13 protein-coding genes are annotated in these 19,829 nt (G+C 71.2%); 8 read left to right on the top strand and 5 right to left on the bottom strand.

Features of this window, described 5'->3' with window-relative positions:
• Positions 1 to 3,662, top strand: a 3,662-nt coding sequence (locus tag E1211_RS00875; RefSeq protein ID WP_132344287.1) for a S8 family serine peptidase, incomplete at its 5' end; no start/stop codon positions are given.
• A gap of 80 nt (positions 3,663 to 3,742) precedes the next feature.
• On the opposite strand, the gene E1211_RS00870 is transcribed toward E1211_RS00875, so the two are convergent.
• From E1211_RS00870 to E1211_RS00860, 3 genes are all read right to left on the bottom strand, one after another.
• Positions 3,743 to 4,375 carry a GNAT family N-acetyltransferase gene (locus E1211_RS00870; protein WP_207915125.1) on the bottom strand — a complete coding sequence of 211 codons (633 nt, stop codon included), beginning with the start codon at positions 4,373 to 4,375 and terminating at the stop codon, positions 3,743 to 3,745.
• Between the two features lie 159 nt (positions 4,376 to 4,534).
• Positions 4,535 to 4,999 carry a nuclear transport factor 2 family protein gene (locus E1211_RS00865; protein ID WP_132344285.1) on the bottom strand — a complete coding sequence of 155 codons (465 nt, stop codon included), beginning with the start codon at positions 4,997 to 4,999 and terminating at the stop codon, positions 4,535 to 4,537.
• A 173-nt stretch (positions 5,000 to 5,172) separates the two neighbouring features.
• Positions 5,173 to 6,075 (bottom strand): LysR family transcriptional regulator, encoded by a 903-nt coding sequence (locus E1211_RS00860; protein ID WP_132344283.1) that lies wholly within the window; start codon positions 6,073 to 6,075, stop codon positions 5,173 to 5,175.
• A 269-nt stretch (positions 6,076 to 6,344) separates the two neighbouring features.
• On the opposite strand from E1211_RS00860, the gene E1211_RS00855 reads away from it, so the two are divergent.
• From E1211_RS00855 to E1211_RS00825, 7 genes are all read left to right on the top strand, one after another.
• Complete coding sequence (locus tag E1211_RS00855; RefSeq protein ID WP_132344281.1) at positions 6,345 to 7,184, top strand: oxidoreductase; 840 nt, start codon at positions 6,345 to 6,347, stop codon at positions 7,182 to 7,184.
• Positions 7,185 to 7,226: 42 nt separating this feature from the next.
• A complete protein-coding gene (locus tag E1211_RS00850) occupies positions 7,227 to 8,231 on the top strand; it encodes an SDR family NAD(P)-dependent oxidoreductase (protein WP_132344279.1) in 1,005 nt (334 codons plus the stop codon).
• Positions 8,232 to 8,539: 308 nt separating this feature from the next.
• Positions 8,540 to 9,157 (top strand): TetR/AcrR family transcriptional regulator, encoded by a 618-nt coding sequence (locus E1211_RS00845; RefSeq protein WP_165947122.1) that lies wholly within the window; start codon positions 8,540 to 8,542, stop codon positions 9,155 to 9,157.
• A 163-nt stretch (positions 9,158 to 9,320) separates the two neighbouring features.
• Positions 9,321 to 11,918, top strand: coding sequence for a M64 family metallopeptidase (locus tag E1211_RS00840; RefSeq protein ID WP_165947121.1), 2,598 nt, complete (start codon positions 9,321 to 9,323; stop codon positions 11,916 to 11,918).
• Positions 11,919 to 12,237: 319 nt separating this feature from the next.
• Positions 12,238 to 14,136 (top strand): M14 family metallopeptidase, encoded by a 1,899-nt coding sequence (locus E1211_RS00835; protein WP_207915123.1) that lies wholly within the window; start codon positions 12,238 to 12,240, stop codon positions 14,134 to 14,136.
• A 97-nt stretch (positions 14,137 to 14,233) separates the two neighbouring features.
• Complete coding sequence (locus tag E1211_RS00830; protein ID WP_132344273.1) at positions 14,234 to 16,480, top strand: penicillin acylase family protein; 2,247 nt, start codon at positions 14,234 to 14,236, stop codon at positions 16,478 to 16,480.
• Positions 16,481 to 16,705: 225 nt separating this feature from the next.
• Positions 16,706 to 17,116 carry an MmcQ/YjbR family DNA-binding protein gene (locus tag E1211_RS00825; protein ID WP_132344271.1) on the top strand — a complete coding sequence of 137 codons (411 nt, stop codon included), beginning with the start codon at positions 16,706 to 16,708 and terminating at the stop codon, positions 17,114 to 17,116.
• A 27-nt stretch (positions 17,117 to 17,143) separates the two neighbouring features.
• On the opposite strand, the gene E1211_RS00820 is transcribed toward E1211_RS00825, so the two are convergent.
• A complete protein-coding gene (locus tag E1211_RS00820) occupies positions 17,144 to 18,202 on the bottom strand; it encodes a tartrate dehydrogenase (protein ID WP_132344269.1) in 1,059 nt (352 codons plus the stop codon).
• Positions 18,199 to 19,821 (bottom strand): DASS family sodium-coupled anion symporter, encoded by a 1,623-nt coding sequence (locus tag E1211_RS00815; RefSeq protein ID WP_243709253.1) that lies wholly within the window; start codon positions 19,819 to 19,821, stop codon positions 18,199 to 18,201. Before E1211_RS00815 ends, E1211_RS00820 begins: the two co-directional genes overlap by 4 nt.
• Positions 19,822 to 19,829 lie beyond the last annotated feature (8 nt).

The following is a 19,829-nucleotide window of genomic DNA, read 5'->3' as shown; positions in this document are numbered from 1 at the left end:
CCCTCGCCTCGGCCCCGCCCACCGCACCTCCGCCCGCCCTCACTGTCACGCCCGGCGCGTCGCCGAGCCCCGGGGCCGGCCCCACCGTCACGCTGATCACCGGGGAGAAGGTCACCGCCACCCGGACGGCCGACGGAGGCCTCAGCCCCGAGGTGCGGGACGCCGACGGCCGGTTGACCGGATTCACCTCGTCCCGGGACGGGACGGACACCTATGTCTACCCGCAGGGCGCGCTGCCGTACGTCGCCGCCGGGCTGCTCGACAAGGAACTGTTCAACATCACGGAGCTGCTGGCGGACGGCTACGACGACGCGCACCGCGATCGCCTCCCGCTGATCGTCACCTACACCGACGCCGCGGCCCGGACCCGCACCATGTCGACGCCGAAGGGCGCACGCACCGTCCGGACGCTGGACAGCATCCAGGGCGCCGCACTCAACGTCGACCGCTCGGACGCCTTCTGGTCCGCGATCACCGGTGGTGGCGGCGAGCCGGCGGCCCGGTCCGCCGGCGGGCGGCTCGCGCTCCAGGGCGGTATCGCCAAGGTCTGGCTGGACGGCAAGGTCGAGGCCGACCTCGCCGACAGCACCACGCAGATCGGCGCCCCCGAGGTCTGGAAATCCGGGAACACCGGCCAGGGCGTCGACGTCGCCGTCCTGGACACCGGCATCGACGCCACCCACCCCGACCTCGCCGGCCAGGTCGCCGCCGCCGAGTCCTTCGTCCCGGGCGAGACGGTGAAGGACGTCTTCGGCCACGGCACCCACGTGGCCTCCACCATCGCCGGCACCGGAGCCGCCTCCGGCGGCAAGGAGAAGGGCGTCGCCCCCGGGGTACGCCTGCACGTCGGCAAGGTCCTCGGCGACGACAACTCCGGCCAGGAGTCCTGGATCATCAGCGGTATGGAGTGGGCGGTCCGCGACCAGCGAGCCAGGATCGTCAACATGAGCCTCGGCGCCGACCCCACCGACGGCACCGACCCGATGAGCGTCGCCCTCGACGAGCTCAGCGAGGAGACCGGGGCGCTCTTCGTCGTCGCCGCCGGCAACCGCGGGCCCGCCCCGGGCACGATCGGCACCCCCGGCGCCGCCGACGCCGCGCTGACCGTCGGTGCCGTCGACGGCACCGACACCCTCGCCTTCTTCTCCAGCCAGGGGCCACGTGCCGGCGACAACGCCCTGAAGCCCGACCTCACCGCCCCCGGCGTCGGCATCCTGGCCGCCCGCTCCCAGTACTCCGAGGGGGAGGGCCTCTACCGGCTGTCGGACGGCACCTCCATGGCCGCCCCGCACGTCGCGGGAGCCGCCGCGCTGCTCGCCGCCCAGCGCCCCGACCTCACCGGCGAACAGCTCAAGGAAGCCCTCGTCAGTACCGCGAAGGCCACCCCCGAGCTCAACCCCTACCAGGGCGGCAACGGCCGGCTGGACATCGCCGCGACGACCGCCGCGTCGGTCGTCGCCACCGTCAGCGCCGACTTCGGCTACCCGGACTGGCCGACCGCCCCCCAGGGCCCCGTCGAGCGGGAGGTCCGGTACACCAACCTCGGCGACAAGGCCGTCACCCTCGACCTCACCGCGACCGTCGCCGGTGGGCCGGAGAACCTCTTCACGCTGTCGGCGCGGCAGATCACCGTCCCGGCGCACGGCACCACCCCGGTCACCGTGACCACGGACTTCGACCGGGTACCCGCCGACCACCCCTTCTCCGGTTTCCTCACCGCGACGGACGCCACCGGCACGACCCGTACCCGCACCGCCCTCGCCGTCGGCCGTGAAGGCGTACGCCACCGCCTCACCCTTCAGGCGAAGGACCGCGGCGGCCGGCCGACCGGGGGAGAACTCGTTCTGCTCGGGCAGGACAACACAGTCCTGCAGCAGCAGATCGACGAGACCGGCAGCGCCGAACTGCGGCTACGGCCGGGCACGTACGCGGCGTGGCTCAGGACCGACCTCGAGGGCGTCAACGGCCCCCACTCGCGAGGGTTCGGCCTGCTCCCGGTACCCGAGATCATCCTCGACCAGGACCGCACCGTCGTCTTCGACGCCACCAAGGCGCGCCGGGCCACGGTCTCCACCCCGCACTCCTCGACAGTGGACGGCTCCCGCTTCGAGGTGTTCCGCACCTTCGGCGGCGACCCGTGGATCTCCGCGTGGTACCCGGGCCCGGAGTACGACAGCATCTGGCTGCTGCCCACCGGTCGGAAGGTCACCCAGGGCACGTTCGTCCTCAGCGCCCGCTGGCGTACGGCCCAGCCCGCGCTGACCGTCACCACCGGCGGCCGCGACTACGACGACCTGCGGGTGCGGCACGCCGCGACCGCGCTGCCCCGCGGCGAGCATCACCTCGACACCGTCTTCGCCGGCGCCGGCGGCAGCGACGCCTACGCCACGCTGAACGCCCACGGCAAGGCCGTCGTGGTACGCCGCGACGACGCCGTGCCGGTGGAGCAGCAGGCCGCCGCGGCGGCGTCCGCCGGTGCCCGTCTCCTGCTCGTGGTGAACGACGGAAGCGGCCGGCTGGCCCCCTGGCCGGGCTCGGTGTGGGCGCCGCAGGACCCACCGCCGGTCACCGTGGCGACCCTCACCGCCGACGAGGGGGAGCAGCTGATCACCCGGATCCGGCGCGACCGGCGGGTGCGGCTCGACGTCACCTCCCGCCCGCACACCGAGTACGTCTACGACCTGGTCCGCGACTACCAGGGCGCCGTTCCGGCCGATCCCGCGTACCGGGTCGCCCCGCGCGACCTGGCCCGGGTCGACATGTCGCTGCGCAACTGGCGTCCCACCCGGGCGCTGGAGACGCGGGCCAGTGTCGCCCCGTCCGGCTCGTCGACCGGCATCGACTTCCACGAGGTCCCGGCCCGCGGCGAGCGCACCGACTGGGTCACCGCCGGGACCGACTGGACCACGAACGTCACGATCCCCGACGAGCAGGGCCAGCAGTCCGCCCCCACCGCCTACCGAGCCGGCTCGGTGCAGGAGGAGCGCTGGTTCGGCCCGGTGCAACGGCCCCGACTGCTGACCACCTACACCGTCTTCCGCGGCGACGGCGACGGGATCAGCGCGGTGATCCCCGGCTGGGGGGACTCGGGCACCGCACACGAGGGCAACACCTCCGGCAACTTCGCCGCCGACAACGTCCTTCGGCTCTACCAGGGCGACACGCTCGTCGGCGAGACCGACCGCTACCAGCCGATGCTCAGCAGCGGCCGCCTCAGCCGCGATCGGCTGCCGTACCGCCTCGTGTCGGAGAACAGGCGTGACGCCTGGGCCGGGCCGTACTCCACCCACACCCGGACGGAGTGGGGCTTCACCTCGGGCGCGGTCAGCTCCGGCGTCTGGAACCCGTCGCTGATTCAGCTCGACTACGCCGTCGACACCGACGTCGACGGGAAGGCGAGGCGCAACGCCGAGCTCACCGTCACCGCACTGCACCTGCCGACGGCGACGGAGGCCTCCGCGATCCGTACGGTGACGCTCGACGTGTCCTACGACGACGGCGCCACCTGGCACCACGCCGAGCTCCGGCGCGACGGCGACGGCTGGCGCACCCGTCTCCACGCGCCACGGACCGCGCGGTTCGTCACGCTGCGCACCACCGCCCGGGACGCCCGGGGCAACAGCGTGGAGCAACGCATCACCCGGGCCTTCGGCCTGCGCTGACCGCACCGGGGACGGGATCCGCCGCGCACGACGGTTCCCGTCCCCGGAAGGCGTTCGGCGACTGCGCAAGCGCAGCGGGGTCAGGCGCGCGCGGACGGCGCCGGGCGCCGCATCGGCCGGAGCACGGGTCCACCGTCGGGCAGCGGCAGCGGCCGGCCGCGGTCCCGGAAGCCGTGACGCAGGTAGAGCAGGCGGCTGCGCTCGGTCGAGGCTTCGAGGTGGATCGGTAAGCGCTCCGCGTCCGCCAGGCGCAGGCCCTCGGCGAGCAGCACGCCACCGACACCGCGACCGCGCAGCTCGCCCCGGACGCCGATCGACGCGAGATAGAGGTGCGGCTCGGCGGGCCGGTGGGCGGCGACCAGGTCAGCGACCAGCGCCAACCGGTGGGCGACGAGACCGTCCACGACGGCGGCGGCCGCCGGCGGTCGTGTGGACAGCCCCGGCCGTTTCCCGTCGTCGGCCGGGCGCAGCCACAGTGACACCCCGGCGAGCGTGCCGTCGGCGCATTCGGCGACGATGACCTGGCCGGCGTGGACCGCGGCGGAGAGCAGGTCACGCACCATGGGGGCGGCACTCGCGGCCCGGTCGACCGCGTCGGGCAGCACCCAGGAGAGCACGGCCTCGTCCGCGAACGCCGCGAGGTAGGCGGGCAGGAGGTCGTCGAACTCGGCGGGTACGGCGCGACGCGGGCGTACGGCGAGAGCAGGGGACACGGGCGCTCCTCGGATCGTGGGTGGTCACCTCCGAGGCTGGCTGACCGGGTGCCGGGGCGGGAGTGCTTTCGTCACGGCGGAGGCGGTGACGAAAGGGCTCACCGAACGGGCGCGGGCCGGGGCCGGCGCGCCCATCGTGGCCCGTATGGACTCGGCGCGTCAGGCGGTGGAGGGCCGACGGTCGACCCAGTCGGTGATGAGCCGGCGCTCGGCGAAGAACCATCGGTCGCCCCGCCGGACGAACGTGTCGTGGTAACGGATCGACATGACCATGAGCATGCGCTGCCCCTCCTCCGTCCAGAGGTGGTGCGCGAGACAGTACGTTTCGCCGGTGGCGCGGTCACCGTCGAGGGTCACCGTGCTCTGACCGTTGAAGTGGGTTGTCTTCTCGTAGTTGCGCAGCGAGCCGAAGGCGGCGGCCAGCGCGTCCCGACCGGTGAGGACCTGAGCCGGCTCGGTCGTGTCGGGCTCGCCGTCGTACACCGCCACGCGGGCGTCGTCGGTGAAGAGCGCCGCCTGACCCTGGGCTTCGCGTCGGTCCGCCAGATGGGCGTAGGCGTCGACCAGTTCGCGGACCGCCAGCCGATCGGCGAGCTGATCGGAGAACGTCGCGGGATTGCTCATGGTGCTTCCTCACTCAGCGGGATGGTGACTCCTGGTGCATAGCCAGGCACGATACTGGCCCGGCCGGGTCCGGTCAGGCCAACATCGATTACCTGGCACCGCGGCAGGCGCAGCCTGTCACCGCTGCCTGACACGGCAGGACCGCCGAGTCCGGGCGGATGATCGATGAGTCGTCAGCCCGTGGTGGTGAGGTCCGTCGTGGCGGCCAGCTCCGTCACCACTTCCACGATCCGGCGCAGCGCGGGCGAGGTGTTGTCGGGCCGCCAGATCATCTCCGTCGGCGTGACCTCACCGGCGAGCGGTACGAACACCACGCCGGTACGCCGCAGGTTGTGCGCCGACCAGCCGAGCCGGGTGATCCCGACGCCGGCCGCGACGAGGCCGAGCAGCCCCTGCACGCTGGTGTCCCGGGCGACGATGTCCGGGTTGAACCCGGCGGCGCGGAAGTTCTCGTCGAACGTGCGGTGCCACGGCTCCCAGGAACTGCGCGGGGTCATCACCCACCGTTCGTCGGCCAACTCGGAGAGGGTCAGCTCGGCGCGGTCGGCGAGCGGATGCCCCTCGGGTAGGACGACGCACACCTGTTCGGTGACGATGGTCCGTGCGGCCAGGCCCGGGACCTGCGGCGGTCGGGTGAACGCGAGGTCGAACTCGCCGCTGAGCACACCTTCGACGAGCGGGGCGATGCTGGTCTCCTCGGTGATCAGCTCCAGGCCGGGGAGGCGGTCCCGGGCGGCCCGGACCACCGGCGGCAGCAGGTGGTTCGCGGTGGTGGCGAGGAACGCGAGGCGGAGTTGACCCGTCTCGCCGCGTACGGCCCGCCGGACCACGGCGACGGCCTCGTCGGCGCGGTCCAGAACCGCGCGTGCCTCGGGCAGGAAGAGCGACCCGGTGTCGCTCAGGGTGGTGCCCCGGCTGTCCCGGTTGAAGAGTTTCGCGCCGAGGATCCGTTCCAGCGCGTTGATCTGCTGGGAGAGCGACTGCTGCGTGATCATCAGGCGGCTGGCGGCCCGGGTGAAGCTCGACTCCTCGGCGACGGCGACGAAGTACCGGAGCTGCCGAAGATCAGGGGTCACAGGCCGAGACTACCGCCGTGGCAGGTAACCGGTGTTGGCCGCGCCCGACCACCCGCGAGCAGCATTGCTCCGGTCCACGAGGACACGTAACGGGAGTGGGGCGACCCGCCCGTCGGCCGCGAATGATCGTCGGGCGCTTGCGAACGGATCCTCTGCGCAGCTGCCGAACCAGGGGTCACAGGAACCCCTGGAACCACAGGTGTCGCCCGGCTTCCGTGTGTCGCAACCGCTACCGACCTCGGTAGAACACCATTTTGAGGGGCATTGGAATGACGAACGAAACGCAGGGGCGCGTCTGGCTGATCACGGGCTGCTCGACCGGGTTCGGCCGGCAGATCGCGCTGGCCGCGCTGGCCGCCGGTGACCGGGTGATGGCCACCGCGCGCCGTCCGGAGGCCCTCGCCGACCTCGCGGAACTCGGCGGCGACCGGGTCGGCACCGCGGCGCTGGACGTCACGGACCCGGCATCCGTCCAGGCCGCGGTGAAGGCGACGCTGGCCACCTTCGGCCGCATCGACGTCCTGGTGAACAACGCCGGGTTCACGATGATCGGGGCCGTCGAGGAGACGTCGATGGAGCAGCTGCGCTCGCTGATGGAGGTCAACTTCTTCGGCGCGGCGGAGGTCACCAAGGCGGTCGTCCCCCTGATGCGCGAGCAGGGCAGCGGGACGATCGTGCAGATGAGCTCCCTGGGCGGTCGCATGACCTACCCGGGGTTGGGGGCCTACGACGCCGCCAAGCACGCGCTCGAGGCGTTCAGCGAGGCGCTGTCGAGCGAACTGGCGCCCCTGGGCGTTCGGGTGCTGCTGGTGGAGCCGGGCATGTTCCGCACCAAGATCACCAACAACATGCTCCTGGCCCCCGAGAGCCCGGCCTACCAGGCGAGCTCGGGAGGTCTTCGGCAGATGGTCGCGGGGATCGCCGGCAAGGAACCAGGTGACCCCGCTAAGGCCGCCGCGGCCATCCTCACGGTCGTCGACGCCGAGAATCCGCCCCTGCGCCTCGTGCTCGGCGGCGACGCCGTCGACGCGCTCCGCGCCCACCACCAGGCCCTGCTGGCCGACATGGTCACGTGGGAGGCGGTCAGCCGCTCGACGGAGATGTCGTGACGGGCACCCCCCGCAGCACCTTTTCTCAAGGAGAGTTCTGACATGCCCAGTCCACAACAACCGATCGGCTCCGGCTTCGACGCCGCATCCACGACCGACGACGTCATCAAGGGAATCGACCTCTCGGGCAGGACCGCGATCGTCACCGGCGGCCACTCCGGCCTCGGCCTGGAGACCACCCGCGCCCTGCGCTCCGCCGGCGCCACCGTCGTCGTCCCGGTGCGCTCCCCGGAGCGGGCGCGCGACATGCTCGCGGGGATCGAGGGGGTCGAGATCGAGCAGCTGGACCTGATGGACCCGGCCTCGATCGACGCCTTCGCCGACAGGTTCCTGGCGACGGGGCGGCCGCTGCACATCCTGGTCAACAGCGCGGGGATCCAGAACGTGCCGCTGACCCGGGACGCCCGCGGGTACGAGGCGCAGTTCGCCACGAACCACCTGGGACACTTCCAACTCACCACCCGGCTCTGGCCCGCTCTACGCCAGGCCAGAGGTGCCCGGGTGGTCACGGTCTCGGCCTGGGCGCACCACCTCTCACCCGTGGTCTTCGACGACCCGAACTTCGAACGCCGCGAGTACGACGGCTGGCTGGGCTACGGCCAGTCGAAGACCGCCAACATCCTCTTCGCGGTCGGGGTGGACCAGCGTGGTGAGGCCGACGACATCCGCGGCTTCTCCCTGCACCCGGGTCTGATCATCGGCACGAACCTTAGCCCGTGGACCACCGCGGAGTACCTGCGGACGAACAACCTCATCGACGAGCACGGCAACCGTGTCGTCGACCCGCGGTCGGGCCGCAAGACCGTCGAGCAGGGGGCGTCGACCATCGTCTGGTGCGCCACCGCCCCGCAGCTCGCCGGCGTGGGCGGCGTCTACTGCGAGAACAACGAGATCTCCCCGCTGCTCACCGTGCACGACGAGGCCCTCGACGTGATGACGGGTCGGGTGGAGACGGCCGTCGGTGTGATGTCCTACGCCGTCGACCCGCAGCTCGCCGACCGGCTGTGGGAGCTGAGCGAGGAGCTGACCAACAGCACGATCCGGTAGCGTCCGGAGCGACCCGGGGACAGCTCGGCCGTTCCGAGGCCGGCTGCCCGGCCGGCCCGGGGAGTAATTTCGTCACGGCGACCGCGATGACGAGAAGGTGCTGCCGGTTGGACGGACCGCGATGCGTCGAGTGCGGCGTGGGGCTGCCCCCGGGTGCCGGCCGGGGGCGCCCCCGGCGCTACTGCTCGCGCGGCTGCCGGGCACGGGCGTACCGTCGCCGCCGGGATCGGGGCCGCACCGCTGCGGCACGTCGGCCGCCCGGAGCCCACGACGGCAGCACCGCGGTCACCCGGGACGAACTGGTCCGCATGGCGGTGCGACTGGCCGACGTCGACGGTCTCGACGCGGTGTCCATCCGCGCCCTGTCCCACCGCGCGGGGCTCACCACCGACGCGGTCTACCGCTGGGTACGCAGCCGGGACGAGCTGCTCGCCGCGATGGCCGAGCAGGTGCTCGGCATCGGACGGGCCCGCGCCACGCTGCCCCGGGCACCGCGCGAACGCCTCGAAGAGCTGGCCCGCGCCGAATGGTCGCTGTACCGGCGGCATCCGTGGCTGCTGGCAGTCCTGGCGACGACCCGCCCGCCGACCGGCCCGGCGGTGCTGGCGCTTGTCGACCGCACCGTGGACACGCTCACCGGCGTCGGACACAGCCTGCCCGATGCGTTCGCCGGCTACCTCGCGCTGAGCGGCTACGTACAGGGCATGGCACTTCTACAGGTGTCTGAGCGCGCCGAGCACGACGCCGGCGGCGCGGCGTGGGGGAGCTGGTCGACTCGCACCTTCGCCCGGCTCGAGCGGAGCGGGCACACCGCTGATCGCCAGTGGTTGGCCGCCGCGCAGGCGGTCCCGGCGGACCCGGACCGGGAGCTGGAGCGGTGGTTCGAGTTCGGTCTGGCCCGCCTGCTCGACGGTCTGCTCCGGTAGCGCGGCGTGCGGCGTGCCGCCGACCTGATCGGGTCGGACCGCCGGCTGAACGGCAGGTGGCCGCGGAAGTTCCGTCAGCTGTCTGGTGATTCCCGAGCGAACCCCGCACTAGCTTCTGGAGGCCGGAGAGTGATGCCGGCTGATGAAGGTGAGGTGGGAGTTCGTGAGACTCAAGGTTGCGACCCTGGCGGCGGTGGCCCTGGTGGCCAGCCTGCTGACCGGGGTCGGCCCGGCGAGCGGCGCTCCGGCGGATGGTCCGCCGATGCCGCTGCCGAACCCGAAGGTGCATCCGATCCAGGTCACCGGCCCGGCGGCCGAGCGGCTGAATCTGATCATCATGGGCGACGGCTACCAGTGGGACCAGCAGCAGCTCTTCCTCCAGGACGTGGATCGCAACCTGGCCGTCATGTGGGCCACGGAGCCGTTCCGCACCTACCGCGACTACATCAACGTGTACGCGGTGGAGATCGCCTCGATCGACTACGGCGTCCGGTGCGACCCGGACGGCCGGGTACGTCACCCGGACGGCACGATCCGGGACACCGGCGAGCGTGAGGGCCCGATCAACGCCAAGAACACCGCCTTGCGGATGATCTACCAGAACGGCTGCGCCGACCCGCTGTCGCGGGGCACCGTCTACGGCGGAGCGCCGGAGAACTGTCAGGACTTCGCCGCCTACTACCCGGCCGGGGTCAACCCCTGTGAGACCGGCAACCAGGCGCACAACCGGATCCTCGACAACTACGTGGCGCCGGTGCTGGGCATTCCGCGCACCTCGCAGAACGTGCAGACGTTGGCGATCTTCAACACCTTCACGTACGGCGGGATCGGCGGCACCAACGCGACGACCTCGGGTGGCTCCCCGCAGGGCCCGCTGATCTCGCTGCACGAGATCGGGCACTCGCTCGGCACGCTGGCCGACGAGTACCCGTACTCCTCCCGTGACGTGGTGCGCCCCTGCTACACCGGCGGCGAGCCGAACAGCTTCCACCACACCACCTACACCGACCCGCAGAAGATGGTCGAGGACCAGCACAAGTGGTGGCGGTGGGTCGGCGAGGAGAGCCTCTCCGGCGGCACGATCGGGCTGCACGAGGGGGGTGGCAGCTACCCGTGCGGGCAGCGCCGGCCCAGCGAGCACTCGATGATGCGCTGGATCGGGTTCGACTTCGACCAGATCGGCCTGGAGCACATGGTCGCCCGGGTGACCGGGATGCGGAACTCCGGTCAGATGAACGTACGGCACACCCCGGTCGGCACGGTGCCGTCCGACAGCGTGCTCTGGGTCGAGACGGGGCAGCCGCGCTACCACGAGCTGCAGGTGACCTGGCGGGTCGGTGGCCCGGACGGCACGGTGCTCGACACCGGGAACAGCCGCGACCTCGACCTCGGTGAGCTCGACCTGCCGGCGGGGACCGTGGTGCACGTCGAGGTGCGCGACCCGGTGGGGCCGGACGGCACCGACTGGGTGCGCAACCCGTCCACCGGCAACACGGCCACCAACTCCGGCTACAACGGGCCCCGGTTCGTGCAGACCCGGCAGTGGACGGTGGGTGACACCACGGCCACGCCGTCGGCGCCCGCCGCGACCTTCACCGGCCACACCATGAACAACCAGCCGGTCGCCGGTGACGAGGTCGTGTACGTGCGGACCAACCACCCCGAGGACCGGATCCTCGACGTGGCCTGGTCGCTGGACGGCAAGGCCGTGCCGAACCCGCACAACAGCCGCAGCCTCGACCTCGGTGCGCTGAAGCTCGCCGCGGGTACCCATCAGCTCACCGCGACGGTGACCGATCCGGCCGACCCGGGTGGCGTCTCCGACCGCGTCGAGTGGACCGTCGACAACGCCCGCCCGACAGCCCCCCGCACCCTGTCGCAGCCGCTGACCCGGCTCGCCGGGAGCGTGGAGCACCCGGTGTACTTCAACGGCTGGGACATGCGGCTGGATCCCCGCGACGACCACACCGGGTACGCCGAGGACCGTTACGTCGTCGGCCAGTTCCGGCTGGACAAGGACGGTTGGTACAACTACTTCGGCTTCCCCGAGAAGCCGATGCCCTCCTCGCCGTTCCAGTTCCGCCACTCCGGCACGGACGTCAAGGCGCTGACCTACGGCAACCTGGGCACGGGTGGCCTGTCGAAGGCCGCGTTCGAGCAGACGCTGCCGGACGACCACCCCGGCGGCGGGTTCGTGCCGGGCTTCGGCACGCACCTCGTCGAGCACCGGGCCATCGACCCGGCGGGCAACGTCGGCGAGGCGAGCGCGTACCGGGCGACCGTGCTGCCCGGCTCGTCGCCCGACTGCACCAGGACGCTGACCGGCTCGCAGTTCCGGGTCGTGGCCGGCGAGGGCGTGACCTGTCTCAAGAACGCCCAGGTGGTCGGTGCGGTGTCGGTGCGGCCGGGCGCGTCGCTGGTGATCAGTGACAGCTCGATCACCGGCACGGTGACGGCGACCGGCGCTCAGGCGGTGCAGGTCTTCGGCAGCAAGATCAACGGCTCCACGCAGATCACCGGCACCACCCGGGACGTGACGATCGCCGGCAGCACCTTCAACGGCTCGGTGAGCCTGGCGCAGAACGTCCAGGTGACCGCGAACGAGCGGTACAGCCGGTTGGCCGGCGCCTACGGGCCCGTCCTGGTCGGCAGCCGGATCAACGGATCGCTGAGCTGCGCCGGCAACAGCGCGGCGGTCAAGGACTTCGGCGCGCCGAACACGGTCAACGGTGCCAAGGGTGGTGACTGCGCGGCTCTCTAGCGCGCGGACACCGGTTGGTAGGGCAGGTGGTGGGCCGGCGATCGTCGGTCCACCACCTGCCCCTCCGTAAGGACCCGAACATATTTAGATATTTACATCAATAGTGCAGCCGATTACGGTGATCTCAACTCGATTACCCACAGGGTGGCCGCCCCACTACGCAGAGTGATTGCCCTGCCTGTCGGCGATGGGCAACCGACGTGACACCGGGAGATATGCCTTGGGCTCCGAAGTCTCACCACGTTCGTCCGACCAGCCGCAAGCCAGCCAGCACGACATCGCCATCCCACGCTCGCCCAGGAAGAAGCGCCCCACAGCCGTGGTAGCGGTCCTGGCCGCGGGCGTCCTCGCCGTCGGAACGGCACCGCTCTGGGGCGCCGGCGGAGGCGGCGCGCTCGACGACGCCGCTCTCTCCGCCACCCCCACCTTCACCGTCGGCCTCCAGCAGGCGCAGGACCCGGGGCCCTTCCCCGGCAGCGTGACCCCGACGACCCCCACCATCACGATCGCCGGTCAACGCGACGGGGAGAGCACCTTCAAGGTCGTCAAGTACGACCAGGTGCAGCCGACGAAGCCGGGCCAGATGGACTTCGACCACTTCCACACCGGCATAGAGATCCAGTGGTGGCTGAAGAAGTGGGCCCACGAGCGTCCCGACATCGTCGACCTGTACATCGTCGGGGAGAGCTACAGCGGCCAGCCGATCTACCAGCTGACCATCACGGACAAGTCCACCGGGCGGGACACCGACAAGCCGGCCGCGTACTTCGAGGGCAACCGGCACTCGGGGGAGACCTCGTCGGCGGAGAGCTCGCTCTGGCTGGCGCACCACCTCATCACGAAGGCCGGCAAGGACCGGACCGTCGACAGGATGCTCGACGACAAGGCCGTCTACATCCGCCCGGTCAACAACCCCGACGGCCACGACATGTACCTCTACACCGCCCAGACCAACCGGTCGACCGTGCGCCCGTACGACAACGACGGTGACGGCAAGCGCGACGACGACTCGGGCGAGGACATCAACGACGACGGCTACCTGAGCCAGATGCGCCAGTACGTCGGCGCCGGCAAGGGCACCCACGTCGTCGACGCGCGGGACCCGGCCGGGAACGCGATGCTGAGCGTCGGCGCGGGCAACGGCGACTACCTGATGTTCTCCGAGGGCATCGACAACGACGGCGACGGCCGCTACAACGAGGACGGAGTCGGCGGCCTCGACCTGCACCGCAACTACCCCTACAACTGGCACCCGATGGCCGAGGACGACGCGACGGGCCGCAACCTGACCCAGGGCGGCGCCGGCGAGTACCCGCTGTCGGAGCCGGAGACCAAGCACGTCTACACCTGGCTGATGTCGCACACCAACATCGCCGCGGTGAACAGCATGGACACCCGCGTGCCGATGCACCTGCGCGGCCCGTCGACCTGCGACCCGCGCGAGTGCATGTACACGCCCGACCGCAAGCTCTACGAGCACTTCGACAAGGCGGGCGTCTCGTTCACCGGCTACCGCAACGCCGGCAGCGTCTACATCGACTACGCCACCCGCAACGGCGGCGAGCCGGAGGCGCTCTTCGGGCACGGCCCCGACTTCGGCTACTTCCAGTACGGCGCCGTCTGGTACGGCGACGAGATCTGGAACGGCGGCGACTTCACCGACTACGACGAGGACGGCCGGTACGCCGACTGGGAGCGGTCGCGGTGGTGCGCCGAGAACCGCCGTACGACGTGCTTCCTGCCCTGGACGAAGGCGGTGCACCCCACGCTCGGAGCCGTCGAGGTGGGCGGCATCAACCCGAAGTTCTGGTCGCAGAACCCGTCGGACGACCTGATCGGCGAGTGGGCAGCCAACCAGGCCCGGTTCAACCTGTACCTGACCCAGTCGCTGCCGCAGGTCGACCTCACCCGGGTCCAGGTGAAGAAGCTCAAGGGCGCCCAGAGCGACGGCGCCACCCACGAGATCACGGCCACGGTCGAGAACACCGGACGCATCCCGACGGCCCTGGAGCAGGCGAAGGAAATCAAGATCGTCGCGCCGGACACCGTCACGGTCGAGGGCGCCCGCCGGGTCGGCGACGCCCCGCAGTTCTACCTCGACGGCGGTGACGACCAGAAGGTCCGCCTCCGGGTCGTCAAGGCCGACAGCGACACGGTCACGGTGAAGGCGGTCAGCGTCCGGGGCGGTCTGGACTCCGCCTCCGTACGACTGGGCTGAACACGTGAGGTGGGCGTCGCCCGCAAACCGGAGCGACGCCCACCTCCGTGCCCGCAAACCGTGCACAACCCCTGGAACGGAGAAAGTGAACCAGCTCATGACGAACGTGCAGAACGGAAGACTCAGCCGACGTCGGGTCCTGGGCGGAGCAGCCGGACTGGCCGCCGGAGCCGCAGCCGTCGCGACGGGCCTGCCCTCCGGCGGCGCCTCCGCCGCCCCCGGGCAGAACACCTCCGACCTCGCCCGCTGGCGCAAGCAGGCGGCGCGCGTGACGATCACCCGCGACGACTGGGGCATCCCGCACGTGACGGGCAGGACCGACGCCGACGCGGTCTTCGGAATGATCTACGCCCAGGCCGAGGACGACTTCAACCGGATCGAGCGCAACTACCTGGTGAGCCTCGGCCGTCTCGCCGAGGCCGAGGGCGAGAGCGCCATCTGGCAGGACCTCCGCCAGCGGCTCTTCATCGACCCCGGGGTGCTGAAGCGGTACTACGCGCAGAGCCCCGCCTGGCTGCGCGGACTGATGCAGGCCTGGGCCGACGGGCTGAACTACTACCTCGCGACCCACCCCGAGGTGCGGCCCCGCGTGATCACGCGCTTCGAACCGTGGATGCCGCTGAGCTTCTCCGAGGGCAGCATCGGCGGCGACATCGAACGGGTCCCGCTCAGCCAGCTCGAAGCCTTCTACGACGAGCGGCCGGTCGAGATGACCGACGAGGAACGTGGACTGCTGTTCCGCGAGCCCTCGGGCTCGAACGGCATGGCGATCGCGCCGAAGCACACCCGCGACGGCCACGCCCTGCTCCTGATCAACCCGCACACCAGCTTCTTCTTCCGTTCCGAGCAGCACGTGACCAGCGGCGAGGGGCTCAACGCCTACGGCGCGGCCACCTGGGGACAGTTCTTCATCTACCAGGGCTTCAACGAGAACACCGGCTGGATGCACACCTCCAGCGGCGTCGACAACGTCGACGAGTTCGCCGAGACGATCGTGACCAAGGCGGACGGCCGCCATTACTACCGCTACGGCCACGCGCTGCGGCCGGTGACGAAGAAGACCATCACGCTGTCGTACCGCTCGTCCGACGGCGGGCGGGCGAAGCGCAGCTTCACCACCTTCGCCACCCACCACGGCCCGATCGTGCGCGAGGCGGACGGCAAGTGGATCGCGTTCGCGCTGATGAACAAGCCCGTGGAGGCGCTGCTGCAGAGTTTCCTGCGCACCAAGACCCGGGACTACGCGGACTTCATGCAGGTGGCCGGTTACAAGGCCAACAGCTCGAACAACACGCTCTTCGCCGACTCGAAGGGCGAGATCGCCTTCCTCGTGCCGCAGTTCATGCCGGTACGCGACGACCGCTTCGACTACCGCAAGCCTGTCGACGGCAGCAACCCGGCGACCGACTGGCGAGGGCTGCACAGCCTCAAGAGCCTGCCGCAGGCGGTGAACCCGAGGATCGGCTGGGCGTTCAACACGAACAACTGGCCGTGGACCGCCGCCGGCCCGGACAGCCCCAGGGCCGAGGACTACCCGCGCTACTTCGACCAGGCCGGCGAGAACCCGCGCGGGCCGCAGGCGATCCGGGTGCTGACGGCGCAACGTCGCTTCACCCCGCAGAGCCTGATCGACGCGGCCTTCGACACCTACCTCACCGCCTTCGCCCGGCTCGTGCCGCAGCTCGTCGCCGCCTGGGACAAGTTGCCCGAGGGTGACCAGCAGCGGACGAACCTCGCCGACCCGATCGCCCTGCTGCGCCGGTGGGACTACCGGTGGGGTGCGGAGTCGGCCGCCACGTCGCTCGCCGTGTTCTGGGGCGAGGCGCTCTGGGCCCCGCTCTCCCAGGCCGCCCGGGACGCGGGCATGTCGATGTGGGACTACCTGGCCGAGCGGGCCACCGACGCGCAGCGGCTCACCGCGCTCGAAGAGGCCGCGGCGCGGCTGACGCAGGACTTCGGCGGCTGGCGGGTGCCGTGGGGGCAGATAAACCGCTTCCAACGCAACGACGGTGCCATCACCCAGACCTTCGACGACACCAAGCCGAGTTTCCCGGTGCCCTTCACCTCCGCGCAGTGGGGCTCCCTCGCGTCGTTCGGAGCGAGGCGCTACCCGGGCACGAAGCGCTACTACGGCACCAGCGGCAACAGCTTCGTCGCGGTGGTGGAGTTCGGGCCGCGACTGCGGGCGTGGGCGGTGACGGCCGGCGGCGCGAGCGGTCACCCCGACTCGCCGCACTTCGACGACCAGGTCGAACGCTACGCGAGCGGTGAGCTGCGGCCCGTCTACTTCTACCCGCAGGACCTCAAGGGCCACGTCGAGCGGGTCTACAAGCCGGGCCACTGACCGACCGGCGGTGGGGCCGGCGTGACGCTCTCGACGGAGCGCCGCCGACCCCGCCGCCGACAGCTCGCCGGCGCCGAGGACCCTCCCGCCCGACCGGTCGGGATGTGCCTCGGCGTCGACGTCCCGCTTCGGTTTGCCGGGGCCGACTCCCCGGTCCTGCGCCGGATGTCACCGCCCGGCGTTAGCCTGTGCCCATGCGGGAGCGGACATCCGGACGGGAACCCCATGGCTGACGCCGACGACGTGCGTCACCTGGCGCTCGCGCTGCCCCACGTGGTCGAGATCGACAGCGCGGGGTTCGACTTCCGGGTCGCCAACAAGGGCTTCGTCTGGTCCTATCCCGAGCCCCGACCGGGCAAGCCCCGCCTCATCAGGACCGACATCGCGGTGCTGTACGTCGGCGACGAGGCGGAGAAGCAGGCCCTCCTGCTCGGCGAACCCGAGCGCTTCTTCACCACACCCGCCTACGACGGGTCACCGCTGGTCATGCTGCGCCTGGCCGAGGTGACCGTGGAGCGCCTCAGCGAGCTCGTCACCGACGCGTGGCGCATGCGTGCGCCGGATGAGATCACCGGTGACCTCGACCCCGTCGCGCCGGGTCCACCTCACGGCGGGGGCGCGCAGCCGGTCGAGTGACCGGCCGCCCCTTCCACCTTCCGGCACTCAGGCCCGGATCCGCGCCACCAGCGCCGCGGTCACCTCCCGGGTGTCGGCGGTGCCGCCGAGGTCGCGGGTACGGGTGCCCGGGCTCCGCAGCGTCGACTCCATGGCGGCCACCAGTTCCTGTGCCGCCGCTGGATGGCCCAGGTGGTCGAGCATCATGGCAGCCGACCACACCGCGCCGAGCGGATTGGCCACCCCCTTGCCGGCGATGTCCGGCGCCGAGCCGTGGACCGGCTCGAACATCGACGGATAGGTACGGGTCGGATCGAGGTTGCCCGAGGGCGCGATCCCGATCGAGCCGGCCACCGCCGCGGCCAGGTCGCTGAGGATGTCACCGAACAGGTTGGAGGCCACCACCACGTCGAAGCTGCCCGGCTGGAGCACGAACTTCGCGGCCAGGGCGTCGATGTGCTCGCTGCGCCACCGCACGTCGGGGAAGGCCGCGGCCCGCTCGGCCACCACCTCGTCCCAGAACGGCATGGTGTGCACGATGCCGTTCGACTTGGTCGCCGAGGTGACGTGCCGGCGGCGGATGCGCGCGAGCTGAAAGGCGTAGTCGGCGATCCTGCTGACCCCCGCCCGCGTGAAAACCGCCTCCTGCACGGCCATCTCCTCGGGGTGGCCGCGGCCGAGCCGACCGCCGATCTCGCTGTACTCGCCCTCCACGTTCTCGCGCACGACCACGAGGTCGACCTCGCCCGCGTGGGCGCCGCGTACCGGGCTGTCGACGCCGTCGAAGACCCGCACGGGCCGCAGGTTGACGTACTGCCGGAAGGCACGCCGGATCGGGATCAGCAGGCCCCACAGCGAGACGTGGTCCGGCACCCCGGGCGCGCCGACCGCGCCGAGCAGGATCGCGTCGTACGGGCGCAGCACGTCGAGGCCGTCGGTCGGCATCATCGCGCCCGTGCGCAGGTAACGCTCGCACGACCAGTCGTACTCGTCGTAGCTGAGCTCGATGGCGTGCCGATCGCAGACGGCGTCGAGCACGGTGCGGGCGGCCGCGATGACCTCGGTGCCGATGCCGTCGCCGGGGATGACGGCGATCCGCCGGCTCACCGGCCGACCCCGGTGAGGCTGAGCATCACGGGCAGGAGCAGCAGGATGACGATCGCCCCGATGATGTCGAACGAGACGCCGGACCGGATCATCCGGGTGATGGGCACGGTGCCGGAGCCGTAGACCACCGCGTTCTGTGGTGTGGACACCGGCAGCATGAACCCGAAGGACGCCGCGAAGGTGGCGGCGAGGGCGGGTACGAACGGGTCCACGCCGGCGGCGACGGCGACCGGGATGACGATGGGTACGACGACCGCGGCGGAGGCCGTGTTGCTGGTCGTCTCGGAGATGACGATCGCCAGCAGCACGGCGAACGCGGTGATCGCGAAGACGCTGGTCAGGCCGAGCCAGTCGGAGCTGGCGTTTCCGATGGTCGCGGCCAGGCCGGTGTCGTCGAGCAGCGCCCCGAAGATGATGCCCGTACCGAACAGGAGGATGGTCCCCCAGTCGATGCGGGCGGCGTCGCTCCAGTTGAGCGTGTACTCCCGGTTGCGCCAGTCGGTGGGGAGCAGGAAGAGCAGGGACGCGCCGAGCACCGCGACGATGCCCTCGTTGAGTCGGCCGCTGACCGTCTCGTAGATGGGGGAGTCGGTGCCCGCGATCAGCGCGACGATGCCGGGGAAGATCCAGAGTGTCACCGTCACGGTGAAGGCGATGAGCGTGTTCTTCTCGGCTCGGGTCAGCTTGCCCAGTCGGGCCCGCTCGGCGGCGACATACTCCTCCACGCCCTCGATCCGGCGGATCTCCGGCTTGTTCAGCAACAGCAGGATGGTGGCCAGCACCACGAACATGACCAGGCAGATCGGGAACGCGGTGGCCATCCAGCCGGCGAAGGAGATCCGCTCGCCGGTGGCCTCCTCGATGAGCGCGCGGCCGATCAGGTTGGGGGGCGTGCCCACGGGCGTGAGCAGACCGCCGACGCTGGCGCCGTACGCGAGCATCAGCATCAGCGCGAAGCCGATCCGCAGCCGGGTCGGGTCCCAGCCCGGCTCGGCCAGACCGCGGCTCTGCAGCAGCTTGGCGATGACGGCGAGGATGCCCAGCGCCGTGGGCAGCAGCATCGCCACCGTGGCGGTGTTCGACACGAACGCCGACAGCAGGCACGTGATGACGCCGAAGGCGACCACCACCCGGCCGGTCGTCTTGCCCACGCCCGGCAGCGACAGGACGCGGAACGCGAACCGTTGCGCCAGACCGTGCTTGAGCATGGCCTGGGCGAGGATGAACGCGCCGATGAAGGTGAACACGGTCGAGGAGCCGAACGGCGCCAGCACGTCACCGGCCGGGGCGACCCCCATCAGCACGATCACGCCGACGCCGATGAGACCGCCGACCGGGATCGGCACCGCCTCGGTGATCCACAGGGCGATGACCCCGATCAGGATCCCGGCCAGGGTCTGCTGGCTGGGCGGGATGTCGAGGGGCAGGGCGAGGAAGATCAGCGCCAGCGCGGGTGCGAGGACCAGACCGACGGTCCGGCGTCGCTTCTCGAACCGTTCCTCGGCGGGGGAGAGGCGCTGTTCGGCGAGACCCCGGTACGTGGCGCCTCCGAGGAGTGCCCGGTCGACGTCGACCTGGGCCGGATCGTCCGCCTGGCCGTCGCGTCGCTGCTCCGGCACGGCCGTAC

This window comes from Micromonospora sp. 15K316, from assembly GCF_004348525.1.
In the GTDB taxonomy this organism is placed as follows: Bacteria; Actinomycetota; Actinomycetes; order Mycobacteriales; family Micromonosporaceae; genus Micromonospora.
The sequence above is the reverse complement of the archived record's forward strand: the minus strand, read 5'-3'. Positions and strand labels throughout refer to the sequence as shown.

Bases quoted from the DNA above. Each gene is read 5' to 3' on its own strand.
- E1211_RS00865 (WP_132344285.1), bottom strand. From the start codon at position 4,999: ATGAGCAATCCCGCGACGTTCTCCGATCAGCTCGCCGATCGGCTGGCG.
- E1211_RS00855 (WP_132344281.1), top strand. From the start codon at position 6,345: ATGACGAACGAAACGCAGGGGCGCGTCTGGCTGATCACGGGCTGCTCG.
- E1211_RS00850 (WP_132344279.1), top strand. From the start codon at position 7,227: ATGCCCAGTCCACAACAACCGATCGGCTCCGGCTTCGACGCCGCATCC.
- E1211_RS00845 (WP_165947122.1), top strand. From the start codon at position 8,540: ATGGCGGTGCGACTGGCCGACGTCGACGGTCTCGACGCGGTGTCCATC.
- E1211_RS00830 (WP_132344273.1), top strand. From the start codon at position 14,234: ATGACGAACGTGCAGAACGGAAGACTCAGCCGACGTCGGGTCCTGGGC.
- E1211_RS00825 (WP_132344271.1), top strand. From the start codon at position 16,706: ATGGCTGACGCCGACGACGTGCGTCACCTGGCGCTCGCGCTGCCCCAC.